This window comes from Paenibacillus sp. BIHB 4019 (assembly GCF_002741035.1).
Lineage (GTDB): Bacteria > Bacillota > Bacilli > Paenibacillales > Paenibacillaceae > Pristimantibacillus.
On record NZ_CP016808.1, the window covers coordinates 1,047,107 to 1,059,887 of the forward strand.

Annotated in this window: 10 protein-coding genes; 2 read left to right on the forward strand and 8 right to left on the reverse strand. The window is 51.2% G+C overall.

Translation table 11 applies throughout. From position 1 onward, the window contains the following. Nucleotides 1–228: 228 nt before the first annotated feature. The 8 genes from BBD42_RS04490 to BBD42_RS04525 form a co-directional block, all read right to left on the reverse strand. Complete coding sequence (locus BBD42_RS04490; RefSeq protein ID WP_099517176.1) at nucleotides 229–3,501, reverse strand: glycoside hydrolase family 48 protein; 3,273 nt, start codon at nucleotides 3,499–3,501, stop codon at nucleotides 229–231. A gap of 44 nt (nucleotides 3,502–3,545) precedes the next feature. Next, entirely contained in the window at nucleotides 3,546–6,128 is a 2,583-nt protein-coding gene (locus BBD42_RS04495) for a glycoside hydrolase family 9 protein (RefSeq protein WP_099521453.1), read from the reverse strand. A 579-nt stretch (nucleotides 6,129–6,707) separates the two neighbouring features. Next, on the reverse strand, nucleotides 6,708–7,301 hold the full coding sequence (gene folE / locus BBD42_RS04500; RefSeq protein WP_056030885.1) for a GTP cyclohydrolase I FolE: 594 nt from the start codon (nucleotides 7,299–7,301) through the stop codon (nucleotides 6,708–6,710). Between the two features lie 40 nt (nucleotides 7,302–7,341). Beyond that, on the reverse strand, nucleotides 7,342–7,581 hold the full coding sequence (locus tag BBD42_RS04505; protein WP_046232156.1) for a YneF family protein: 240 nt from the start codon (nucleotides 7,579–7,581) through the stop codon (nucleotides 7,342–7,344). A gap of 145 nt (nucleotides 7,582–7,726) precedes the next feature. After that, nucleotides 7,727–8,893, reverse strand: coding sequence for a tRNA epoxyqueuosine(34) reductase QueG (queG, locus tag BBD42_RS04510; protein WP_099517177.1), 1,167 nt, complete (start codon nucleotides 8,891–8,893; stop codon nucleotides 7,727–7,729). 87 nt (nucleotides 8,894–8,980) lie between these two features. After that, the gene (lepB, locus tag BBD42_RS04515; RefSeq protein WP_099517178.1) at nucleotides 8,981–9,583 is read right to left on the reverse strand and encodes a signal peptidase I; all 603 of its coding nucleotides are present in this window, start codon (nucleotides 9,581–9,583) and stop codon (nucleotides 8,981–8,983) included. A gap of 18 nt (nucleotides 9,584–9,601) precedes the next feature. Next, a complete protein-coding gene (locus tag BBD42_RS04520) occupies nucleotides 9,602–10,144 on the reverse strand; it encodes a DUF402 domain-containing protein (protein ID WP_099517179.1) in 543 nt (180 codons plus the stop codon). 138 nt (nucleotides 10,145–10,282) lie between these two features. Further along, the gene (locus BBD42_RS04525) at nucleotides 10,283–10,705 is read right to left on the reverse strand and encodes a GNAT family N-acetyltransferase (protein ID WP_046232160.1); all 423 of its coding nucleotides are present in this window, start codon (nucleotides 10,703–10,705) and stop codon (nucleotides 10,283–10,285) included. A 358-nt stretch (nucleotides 10,706–11,063) separates the two neighbouring features. Between BBD42_RS04525 and BBD42_RS04530 the strand changes: the two genes are divergently transcribed. Together BBD42_RS04530 and BBD42_RS31950 are read left to right on the forward strand one after the other, a co-directional pair. After that, entirely contained in the window at nucleotides 11,064–11,675 is a 612-nt protein-coding gene (locus tag BBD42_RS04530; protein ID WP_056030892.1) for a superoxide dismutase, read from the forward strand. A 263-nt stretch (nucleotides 11,676–11,938) separates the two neighbouring features. Continuing rightward, nucleotides 11,939–12,763 carry a hypothetical protein gene (locus BBD42_RS31950; protein ID WP_216364919.1) on the forward strand — a complete coding sequence of 275 codons (825 nt, stop codon included), beginning with the start codon at nucleotides 11,939–11,941 and terminating at the stop codon, nucleotides 12,761–12,763. The last annotated feature ends 18 nt before the right edge of the window (nucleotides 12,764–12,781 follow it).

The following is a 12,781-nucleotide window of genomic DNA, read 5'->3' on the forward strand; positions in this document are numbered from 1 at the left end:
TTTATTGCAGCGGCCTGCTTCGCACAAGCCGTCTATCGCTTGAATGCATCGCTTCCTTCCAAAAGTTTTCCAATTTAATCTTATCAAATTATGGATATTAACACAATATTTTCTCGATTTCCTCAGAGGGTTTTTCCATAAAGAAAAGAGGGCCGCGCAAGGCATATTCACCCAGCACGGCTCCTCTTCCCTTCCTGCAAATTATTTACTTGGCCGCTGCTGCATTTTCTAAGGCTCAATGCCCCATACAAGCGTACCGTTTTGGTAAAGCGTCACTTTATTCCAATCGACGAGCGAAGTTTTGGTCGCATCGAAGGAATAGTCATTGGCCTCATTCAAATTGGACCAATCATTTTTGGAGACACGCGTCTGGATTTGGCCGCTTGTGCCACCCGCTGCAATGGAGCCTGCTGCAGCTGTGAAGCTGATTTCCATATACGTATCAGCTGTTGCAGTCGGCGAACTCATAGTCACGAAGGAGGCATGCACGTTGCTGCTGCCCACTTGTGCATAGTCGCTCCAGAAGCTATGCTGCTGCGTGCCGTCCGCCGTGAAGTAGTAGCGGATTTTCAGCGTACTCAAATCTACCGCAGTCGTGCCATTGTTCAAAATATTAAAGTGCGCCATCATCGCATTGTTCGTTGCATTCGTATCTGCCGCTCTATACTGGACCTTGAGATTGCCGCCGACTGGAGGTGCAACAGGCGTTACGGCTACCGTGTTGGAAAGCGTCGTTCCAGCAGCATTTTCAGCAACAATGCGGTACGTATAATGGGTGCCATTCACGGCACTCGCATCCGTGTATGCCGTCGTTGTCAGGCCAGTAGCTACAGATGCAAATGCGCTGCCTCCCGAGGAACGCTCGACATTATAGAAGTCTGCTCCAGAAGCTGCTGTCCAAGACAGTGCCGCTGACGCATTGCCTGCAGTACCTGTCACGGTGAATGCACCAGGTACGACGGCGCCCGGTGCCTGAGGCGTAACCGCCACCTGTGCCGAGTTTACGGACTCGCCTACTGCATTGACCGCAGTAACTACATAATAATAGGTCGTGCCATTCGTAACACTCGTATCGCTGTAGCTTGTGCCGCTAACCGCAGTCGCTACTGTCGTGTATGGCCCGCCCGTTGTTGCCGCGCGCTTCACATTGTAGCTCGTTGCGCCAGGCGTCGTGCTCCAGCTCAGGCTCGCCTGAGCATTGCCGGCTGTTCCGGTCAGTGTCGCCGGAGCGCCAGGAACGGTTGGAGCTGCTGGCGTACCCAGCAAACGGTCATACTCGGCATAAGCCGTTGCAATATCTACCTGCGACCAGAAACGGTGGTACTTGAACGTCGGTACGCCGTTATCCCATGTTCTTGTTGTATTGTTCCACGACGTGTTGTAAAGGTTCGACAAGTACGACCATTGCGGATCCTGCTGAATTAGTGGACGCAAATCAGCGTAGCCGATATAGACGCCATTGCCGCCTTTTGCCGGATCGGAGGCTACTGCACCGCTGCCCGGAAGCATGTTGCCTTGGCCAAACTTACCTGTCCAGCCGCTTGGCAAGTAAATTTCCTTCGTGAAGAAGCGGTTGTAATCCGCACGCTGCTCTTCTGTGACAATACCTACGCCATCATTGAAAGTCCAAGCCGTATCAAGAAGCTTGCCAGCCATTTCCTTCGCTTCGGCTGCTAATGGCGTCAGGCTTCCCGTCTCAGCCTGCGTACCCGCTGCGAAGAACGCGAGTGCTTTAACGTATGTGCCGAGCGCGCCAACGTCCTGGCTCGGATTAATCGTAGTCGCATGGTAGGTCGGATTGCCCGTGTAGGAGCTAAAGCCATTCCATGTATCCGGCTGGCCATTCCACTCTTGGCCTCCCGGAATCCAGAACTCGCCTGGCGCAGCTACAGTCGCTACGTTGACATTAGTGCCGCCCAGTATACGCTGGCCTTGCGCATTCAAATAGTAGCCGTCAGCGTCAGTAACCGGACGCTCATCGACGAATACATAATCCAGTGTCCAGTCCACCCACTTCTGGATAACGGTTTTCGCCATTTGGAAGTTTTCCGAGCTAAGGTCGCCATTTTCAGCCAAAATATAATACAGCTCAGCTACGCGCTCAAGCGGCCATACTTGGAAGCCAAACCAAGTGTTCGAATCCGGATCATGATAAACCGGAGCTTCATCATAAGCCATGCCGTAGAATTTGCTCACGCCTGCCGGATAAGCGGAATATTGGCCATTCCAGCTGTTCGTTGCGCCGCCGCCCATTGCGCCTTCAGACGATTGCAGCCACGTATAAAATTCCAGCTGGCGTTTAAGCGATGCGTTCCAGTCCGTCTGTGCGGTCGCGGACGTTGGGATAAGCCCGCCATCCTGAGTTGACAGCGCATATGCGGCAACCGGGTTTTGGTAAGCCTGGTGCGCATGGCTTGCGCCGATACGCCAAGCCCAGTTTCCGGCGCCTTGCTCCAAGCCGCCGCCCCACGACGTATACCATGCCATCAAATATGAGCTTGAATCTTTGCCCGTTCCCGGAGTTGGCGCACCGCCGCTAGCGCTTCCAATTTTTTGGAAGTATTTATCATACATGCCGTAACGGAGATAATCGCCCATCTTTTTCGCTTTGTTCAAGTAAGCGGTATTGTTGTAGCCAAGCTCCTTCGCCCAATACATCACTTGTACGGCGCGGCCGTCCGCATCTGTCGCATTCGTGTAGCGCCACTGCTTCGCAGGCGCCTGATTTTCCTTCGTGAAGAGGGACATGAAGCCTTCGCCTGTTTTGCCGAAAGTCTGATTGTCCTGAGATGGATGCGGGATCGCCTCCCACACCGACTCCTGCTCGCCGCGCTGGAACGTATTAACGTAAGTAGATGTATGCGTTGGGTTTAGAAGATTTCCATAATTGTACCAATTGTCAACGTCGATCAGCCAATGCATCAAATATGTTTGGTTGTTGCCGTACGTCGCTTTCAGCTCGGCATCCAGCGGATCTTTGCCCGCGGCATATTTGCCGGAAAGCTGCACCGGATATTGATCCGGGAACGGTTTTTCATCTGCATACGTCGCTGGGCTGTTAGGATTGTAAAAGCTCATCGTCGGCTGCTCTTCCTTGCCGTCTCCTTCATTGACCGGAATGATATACTTCTCCATATTGTCCCAGGCTGCTTCCAAATGGCTCCAGTCCTGCGTATAGTGGCCATACAGCGTCTCCAGCCATAGCCAGTAGCTGTAAGCCTCGGAAGTACTCATATGACCGTAATCCGGCGCTTCACTAATCAACGTCTCAATGGAGTGATAAGGAATGCCCTCCGGTGAAAAATAACCGTTCGCCGGATTTTTGATCTGGTCGTACATTTGCAGGAAGCGCGACTCCTCAATGCTGACCGCCGCCGCAGCAGCCACGGATACTTTGGGCGTAGAGCCCCAAAGCCCGGTGGACAGCGTGACGAGCAGCGTTGTTGATAGGACGAGTCCCGTTACTTTTTTCGAAGCTTTCAACGTAAAAATCGGTTTCATATCTTCTTACCTCCCTAATTTGGAATAGCAGCTAACGTCAAATATTAAGGCTCGATTCCCCATACGAGCGTTCCATTCTGGTAAAGCGTCACCTTGCTCCAATCGACGAATGATGTTTTTGTTGCATCGAAGGAATAATCATTCGCTTCGTTTAAATTCGACCAGTCTGTTTTTGAAATACGGCCTTGAATTTGGCCGCTGCTGCCGCCTGCGCTGATTGAGCCTGCAGCTGTCGTAAAGGTGAGCTCCAAATACGTATCTGCCGTCGTAGTAGGCGTGCTCATCGTCACGAATGCAGCCTGCACATTGCTGCTGCCGATCTGTGCATAATCGCTCCAGAACTGATGAGACTGCGTGCCATCAGCTGTGAAGTAATAACGAAGCTTAAGCGTGTTCATAGCTACAGCGCTTGAACCGTTGTTAAAAATTTCAAACTGCGGCATCATCGCATTGTTCGTTGCATTCGTATCAGCCGCTCGGTACTGCACCTTCAGGCTGCCCCCCGGAGGCTGAGTCGGCTGCGGAGTTGGGCTTGGCGTCGGCGTTGGCGTCGACGTCGGTGTTGGTGTAGGACTTGGTGTCGTTGTTGGCGTTGGTGTAGGACTTGGTGTCGTTGTTGGCGTCGGTGTCGGCGTTGGTGTCGCTGATGGTGTAGGAGTTGGAGTTACGCCGCCTCCAACAGGCGCTTGCCCAAACACGAGCGTTCCTGCATCGTATACCGGGATTTTCGCCGTCTTCACCGTTTGACTGGATGTAAGCCCTGCAAATGAATAGTCATTGGCCGTATTCCATGCCCCTTGAGGACCGGAAATGCGGAACTGGATTTCCTTGCGGTAATGCGGCTGGCCGCCAGGGTAAATTTTCGTGCCTGTAAAGTCTGCCAGCACATAATAAATGTGATTAGCCTCGTCGTATGGCTTTAAGCTAACGACTGCGCCTTGATTATAGTTGGAAGCGACACTTACATTCGCCGCCGTATAGCCAGCTGCGTATACCTCGCTCAAATCGATGAAATAGCGGAAAGATAATTTATCTCCCATTCGAGCTGGCCATGCCGACTGATTATTAATAAAGGCTTTAATTTCAGTGAAATTGGCACCAGACTGGTTCACTGCCGCTTCCACAAACATTTCATCGGCCTTTGTTTCGGCCGGAGGGAAGTTCGCAAGCGGCTGCTGGCCTGCGCCGTACAGCAGGTTCATTTTTGCAAGAGAAGCCGTAAAGCCTGCGTTGTAGTCCGTCGCTACCTCATTGCTAACGTAGTCGGTTATGGAATCGGTGTATTGATCCGATGCATTCGGTCCGCCTACCAATGCGCCATAAAGCGTATGACGGTGCGAGGTCGGGTTGCTTAGGCTGTCCGTCCACGAACTGTGTGAAGTACGATGATGCGGGTGCTCCGGTGCATTGGCGCCATAACCGACCACGTAGCTGCTGTTACGCGGATTGTCGCCCAGCATATATTTAATCTGGCTAACGGCAAAATCGTTATAGCGCGCTTTTTTGACTGGGTCCGCTACAAAATCCGAATATACAAATGCCAGGAAGGAAGCATTAGCCGCATAGCGCAGGGAGCCCCATGAATCCAGCCATGCCAGGCCGCCCGGCGAATACGTAATTCGCGATCCGTTTGTTCCTACGGTCCAATAGTTCAAATTGCGCTCAGTCGATGCGATAAAGTCACTCGCCTCTGGTCTGCCAAGCTCAGACGTAATCCGGGCGAGCAGCAATTGCGCGCCATAACGCTTGTCATCCCAGCCGATTGTCCATTTGTAAGCCCAAGTGTTGCTTGAGCTGTCTGTATCCCATTCATAAGCAGATTGAATGGCTTTATTCAAATAAGCGTTGTCCTCTGTTGCCAGATACAGCCAAGTTGCTGCCCAAGTTAGCTCATCTTTATATCCGCTCCACGAATTGTAGAAAGAAGCAACATCGGTAATACAATCTGAGTATTTGCCCCGGTATGTGTCTGCAAAGCTGTAAAGCTCCTTCGCGTGCTGGAGCAGAAGCGCAGAATAAGCCGGATTTGATTGCTTAAACACGATAGATGAGGAAGCGAGCGCCGCCGCCGTCTCTCCTGCCAAGTCCGAGCCACGGCAAGTTTCCGTGATTTTAAACGAAGGACGCGCCATTTGCATCACTTCTGCAGGGCCCCACCAAGCATGATCGGCATTGCCAGCTCCAACCTGCCCCCAAAGCTCATTAGGCGCTGTATGCGCTCTCACAAAATAATCGGTAGCCCATTTCAAATTGTCCAAAATCTCGTTCAACTGGCCAGCCTGCTCATAGCCTTCCTTATATTCATAAACCGACCATGCCAGCATAGTAGCTGAAAAAGCCATCGGAAGCCCAAATTTCACATGATCTCCAGCATCATACCAGCCGCCTGTCAAATCGACGCCATGATCGGCTCCGTCGAGCAACCCGGAATCGCCACGCCATTCGACACGGTTCGTCCCCGGAAGCGCCCCTGAACGCTGAGTTTCATAAAAATAAATCGCTTTCTGCAATGCCTCTGCATAATTATAATTGCCTGCCGCCTGGACGCTCGAGATGGGCTGCAATGGCACGCTTCCTAGCAGCAGTGCAATTGCAAGCGCCTGAACGAGCACCCATTTGATCCGCATTTTGCGGTTTTTACTCAAAACCAACAACTCCTCTCATCATTTTCACTGCCACTTGCTTCGTATTGGCCTTGTCTCTGCACTCTCCTCCTTCCGCTTCTATTCCGTCGCCCTCCCCACTGTATAAACTAATACGAGGGTCTAATACCATTTTATAGGATCAATTTCAGGTGGCACTAGTCCTTTAAATGACTTCTTTACTGTCACTTTAATGACTTTTTTGACGTTTTTTTCGTACAACCCTTACTTAAGTCCTTCCTTTTTTAAGGGCAATAGTACAAATGGTTCCAATGTTTAGAAGCAGTTCCAGCCTGCCGCTTGGGATGCCTGAAAAACAAAAAAAGACCCGAATGCCATTCGCCTAGCCAGCGAAAACATTCAAGTCTTATGGAGTGTGTCCTTCCAGATCTATATGCGAGCTTGAGGATTATTGCAAGTTAGGGACTTAATCTTATAATGGCTCCCCATTTTTTTTCAAGCCCCACATTTTCGATCAAAAAAAAACCGCTCCACAAGCTGGCGCATGATGCACACTGGCTTGTGGAGCGGTCTATGGTTATCCAATCGCTACTACGAAAAAAATTAGGACTTGAGCAAAGCTAAAAATTCGGAGCGCAGAGCCGGATTGGAACGGAACTCTCCGCGCACCGCCGACGTCACCGTCATGCTGCCAGGCTTCTTCACCCCGCGGGAGCACATGCACAAATGCTCGCCTTCCACGACGACCATAACGCCATGCGGCTGCAATTCCTTGTCTAAAATATCCGCGATTTGGCTCGTTATCCGCTCCTGTACTTGCAAGCGTCTTGTAACGGCTTCTACTAGGCGAGCCAGCTTGCTGAGACCAGCAATCTTGCCGCTTGGAATGTAACCAATATGTGCTTTGCCGAAAAATGGCGCCATATGATGCTCGCACTGGCTGTAATAGATAATGTCTTTTACAATAACCAGCTCTTCATGCTGTTCATCGAACGTAACGCCTAGCACCTCGCTCGGATCAACCTCATAACCTGCGAAAATCTCTTCATACATGCGGGTGACGCGTGCAGGCGTCTCCAGCAGCCCTTCCCTTTCCACATTCTCGCCAACAAGCTTCAAAATTTCCTTCACATGAAATTCAATCTGCTCCCGGTTCTGAATGACTTTAGAGTTGACGTAATCTTTCTTTCCCGCCATGCGGACCACCCTCTTTTTCGCTAATCAGCTGCTTATGCCGTTATCTGCGCGGCATCTTCTGATTTTTGTTCATATTCTGGTTCTGGTTTTTCATCATGTTCTGGGCACGCGTCATCTGCTGCTTATTCAGATTATAGCCCATTTGCTTCGCCATCTTTTGAATCATTTCTGGATCGCTTTGCATTTTCTCTAGCTGTTTGCGCAAGTAGAATACGCCGATGAAAAACCCACCGACTGCCCCCACGATTAATGTCACAATCGGAATAATGTAACTCCACATAAAAAGCAACTCACCTGACCCTTTCCCGACTTAAACTTGTCTATAATGACCCCTATAATAGCATGTAAACTTGACATTCGCAAACGTTGGAAGCGCAAACGGCGTGCCCTATTCCAGCAGCCGCCAAACGCAGGCGGCTGCTGGATCAACGAGGGACCGTATCGGCTCCTTCTGCTAGCGAATGCAGCGCCTGCTCCATATAGCGCCGCGCGTCATCATCCGCCTCCTGCAGCAATGCCTGCCGGATCGCTTCTTCTGCCTCTGCGCCGCCAATGCGGCCCAGCGACCATGCCGCCGTTCCCCGCATAACCGGGCGGACATCCTGGCGCAGCACTTGAATGAGGTCCGGCACTGCACTAGGATCTTTAAAATTGCCCAGCGCAATAACGGCATTGCGCTGAATGGGCTTTTTGCCCCTCCAAGCAGAAGAGCTGCTCGCATATAGGCGTTGAAATTCTTTATTGCCAATCGTCAGCAGCGGGGTAAGCAGCGGCTTGACCAGCTCATGATCCGGCTGAAGCTCTGGCTGATGCGTCCAGTTTTTGCCCCGGTTTACCGGACATACCGTCTGGCATGTGTCGCAGCCGTACAGGCGGTTGCCGATTTTTCGCATGTAGCCGTCTTCTACAAAACCTTTCGTCTGCGTAATAAACGAAATGCAGCGGCTCGAATTAAGCTGGCCTGGGCCCATGAGCGCATCCGTCGGGCAAGCGTCAATGCATTTGGTGCATTCGCCGCAGCCATCCGTCACTTCCTCATCTGGCTCCAGAGGCAAATTCGTAATCATTTCCCCTAGATAGATCCACGAGCCAAGATCCTCGGACAATATTGCACAGTTTTTGGCGCTCCAGCCCAGTCCCGCGCGCTCGGCAACGGCCCGATCGGATAAAGCGCCCGTATCGACCATGCTTTCAGCCCGAAAGCCCGGTACGCGCTCTGCGAGCCAAGCTTCAAGCCGCCCAAGCCTGTTCCTCAGCACCTTGTGATAATCCTCGCCCCAAGCCGAGCGGGACAAAATGCCCCTTCTCGCTCCCGGCTCCGATTTAGGAGGCTGATGGAGCTTGGAGGGATAAGCGATCGCGATCGCGATAATCGATTGCGGCTGGTCAAACAACAGCGCCGGATTGGTACGCTTGTCAAGGTCCGGCTCTTCGAAACCAGACTCGTAGCCAAGCTCGCGGTGCTGAATAAGCCGCTGCTTCAAGGTGATGAACGGATCAGCAGAAGCGACGCCAATTTTGTCGATGCCGAGGCTGCGCGCGGCGGCTTTCATTTCTTTTTTCAATGCAGCGTAATACGCCCGTTCCTCCATCCCTTCACCTCCCAATAGCTTAAGCCTGATGTTTGATTCGCCGTTCTCCAATCACTATGGCTGGTTCTATAAACGCTTTATTTGGATCTATAACGGCTTTATTTGTTTGTATGGCCATACGATAAACTGCGCCTTGCCCTCAATCGCTGAAAGCGGAACCGTTCCAAACATCCGGCTGTCCTTGCTCGCCCGCGCATGACGGTTGTCGCCCATCACATAATAACTGCCTGCCTCAACGGTGAGCGGCATCATGTCCAAATCCTCAATTTCCGTATCAATATACGGTTCGTCCACAAGCTCGCCATTGCGATATAAATGCTTGTCCGAAATTTCTATTCGGTCCCCAGGCAAGCCCACGACGCGTTTTACCAACAGCTCCTGCTCTTTGCCAAACGCAGATGGGTCCTCTAAAATAACGACGTCGCCAATTTTGGGCGTACCGATCAAATAAACGAATTTATTTACAAACAGCCATTCCTTCTCCTGCAAGGTAGGCTCCATGGAATGTCCCTCTACGGTCGAAAGATTAAACACAAACAGATGCAGCACTGCAACGAGAATGAACGATATGCCAACGGTTTTCACCCATTCCCAAAGCTCCTTCGACCAGCCCGGGCGCTTAAGCGCTCCAAGCTGCTCCTGTCCTTCAGCTTCGCCGCTGCTGCTGCCGTCAAATGAAAATCGATCCATTCCTTAACCGCCTCCGCCCTATAAGCTTGTGCGCCATGCTTCATAATAAGCGATAATCACTTCGTCATCAAAAGGAGCAGCATGCTTGTCCATTCGCAAAAGCAGCTCACCTAGCCCTTGCAGCACATGCTCCTGCACATCTCCCGGGTAGTCGTACTTCGCTTTATGAAGCTCGAACTCATCCTCATCTACAACCTCTCGGCTGCCGTCTGGCAGTAGGATGACATCCAAATCGTAATCGATATAGGTAAGCAGCTCACTCTCCCAAGCAAAGGGTGAAGCGAGATTGCAGTAATAGCGAATACCGCCTTCCTCAAGCAGCGCAACCACATTATACCACTGTCCGGGCAGAAAAAAAGAAACCGCAGGCACCTGGCTCATCCAAACCTTGCCGCTGGCCTCCACAATGGGTGTCTCAAAGTTGATCGTCACCTTAAAGCCAAGTGCGGCATGCTGCGGAATGAGCAGAGGTGCCGGAATAAGCCAATTATGCTGCCAAACGCGGTGGATGCTGCCATCGTGCTTGGAGCTCCTGATGACGCAATGCTGATAGGAATCCATATTGTTCTCCTTCTTGCAGGCGCTAAGCGCAGCGCTTAAATAGCCCTCTTAATAAATAGAAAAGCATATCCCATCGCCAAAAGCAATGGCGATGCAGATATGCCCTGCAAACGGTTATTGGACAGCCAGAGGCTTGTCCTAACCTGCTATAATACTTAGCTGTTGGAAAGAGCGGAAAAAATCTTTGGACACATAGCCCAGCGATTCATAAAGCGGCAAAACGGCTTCATTATGCTCATCAGCTGTAATTAAAATTTTCTTTACTTGGCGTTGTTGGAATCTTAGGCGCAAAGACTCTATAAGCGCTTTGCCAATTCCTTGACGCTGGTGGTCCGCATGAACCGCAACACGATAATAGTAGCCCGTGTTATTATCAATCGTACCGATAATGACACCTACAACTTCCGACTCATAGAGAGCGACGAGAACAAGCTCGCTATCCCATGACAATTGACGCGCAAAAGCTTCCATTGTTTGCTCGTAACATTCTTCAGTTAATACATCCGCAAGAAGAGCCGTTAGCAACCTGTAATCTGATAATTGGAAGGAACGAACATTCATTATCGATACACACCTCTATACCATGTCATTGTGCTGCAATTTAATCATTATACTACATCTTCTATCGTTTTCCTTCACAAAATTTTAAAATTTGTTTAAAAAAATCTAAGAATTTAGCGAATTATGACTGAAAACGCTTTAAATTAAGCGCTTACATAAAGTTTTAGCCGATTTCCGTGGATTTGATTGGTTTTTCTCCCGCTTATGCATAATTACTTTATCAATATGACATGCTACTTTAGTCTACCTTATCTATTAAAATTCGACTTTTGAAACATCAATGTTGATTTATGTGATTGGATAGGGGATAATAAGAAGAGTAATTTACATATTCTAATTTTAGGAGGCTGTTTATATTATGGCACATCAATTACCAGCACTTCCGTATGCTAATAACGCTCTTGAGCCCCACATCGACGCTCTGACGATGGAAATCCATCATGACCGTCACCACAACGCTTATGTTACAAACCTGAACGCTGCTTTGGAGTCCGCTCCTGAGCTTCAAGGCAAATCCATCGAGGATTTGATTGCTGATTTGGCTAGCGTACCTGAAGCGATCCGTACAGCGGTTCGCAACAATGGCGGTGGACATGCTAACCACAGCCTGTTCTGGGAAACAATCGGTCCTGACGCTGGCGGCGCTCCAACTGGCGCACTGGCTGCTGCGATTGATAGCGAGCTGGGCGGCTTCGATACATTCAAAGCTGACTTTGCAAAAGCTGCTGCTACCCGTTTCGGAAGCGGCTGGGCATGGCTTTCCGTGAAAGACGGCAAGCTTAAAGTTGCAAGCCTGCCGAACCAAGACAGCCCGATCATGGAAGGCGAAACGCCGCTTCTTGGTCTGGACGTTTGGGAGCATGCTTACTACCTGAACTACCAAAACAAACGCCCTGACTACATTGCAGCGTTCTGGAACGTTGTAAACTGGGCTGAAGTTGGCAAACGTTACGAAGCAGCTGTTAAATAATACAGCTTGCCGTTTAAAGCGGAGTCTCCACTTGGAGGCTCCGCTTTTTTTATATAGGCCGATTATAATTTCCCCCTTATAATGGGCTTATATTTTGCCCTCGAAACGGCAGCTTTGCCGCCAGAGGACGGTGACAGCCTTTTACGCTTGGCTGTTTTCCAGCTTTCGAGTAAAACTATGCACAAGGATAGGCATTCGCCGCATAACATGAAGTAGGATAGTTAAACGCCTAACTCGACGTGCAAAGGAGTCTGACCTATCGCATGAACGATACTTACGGTTTTACCAATGGGCAAGTGCAGATTTATGTTCCGCCATCTCCGTCTTCCCGAGCAGGGCAAGACTGCGGCTGTGGCGGCCCGCGCATGCTGATGCCTGGAATGCCTGGAATGCCTGGCGGAGGCCCGGGACTATTCCCTCCTGGCCCTGGTCCAGGGCCAGGGCCAGGACCGTTCCCGCCGGGGCCAGGGCCGTTCCCTCCGGGACCAGGGCCGTTCCCTCCAGGGCCAGGACCGTTCCCTCCGGGGCCAGGACCATTCCCTCCAGGGCCAGGACCGTTCCCTCCGGGACCAGGGCCATTCCCTCCAGGGCCAGGGCCATTCCCTCCGGGACCAGGACCGTTCCCTCCGGGACCAGGGCCGTTCCCTCCAGGGCCAGGACCGTTCCCTCCGGGACCAGGGCCATTCCCTCCGTTCCCGTTCCCAGTTCCGCTGCCGATTCCTATTCCGTTCCCTCCGGGGCCACAAGGGACGGTAACGGTCGTTATTAACGGAGGACGGGCGTTTCCAAACGTTACTCAGGCGTACCGAGTTATCCATCGCATCGGCATGACGATTTATCAGGCGCTGCTGGAAACCGGAGTCGTCCGTTTTGGCTTCAACGGACAAATCACTTCGATCAGCGGCATTCCGATCGGCGGCAATATCAGCTATCTGCTGCGCCTGAATGGCAGAGTTATCCCATCCACGCTGCTGAACTTCCCGCTTCAGCGCAATGACGCCGTAGCTCTGGAACTGATTTACTCCCCTTCCGGCCGCCAGAGCGATGAGGATTTAGCTGACATTTCCGATGTCACGCAGCATTCCTAGATTGCAATCGGAGCCTGA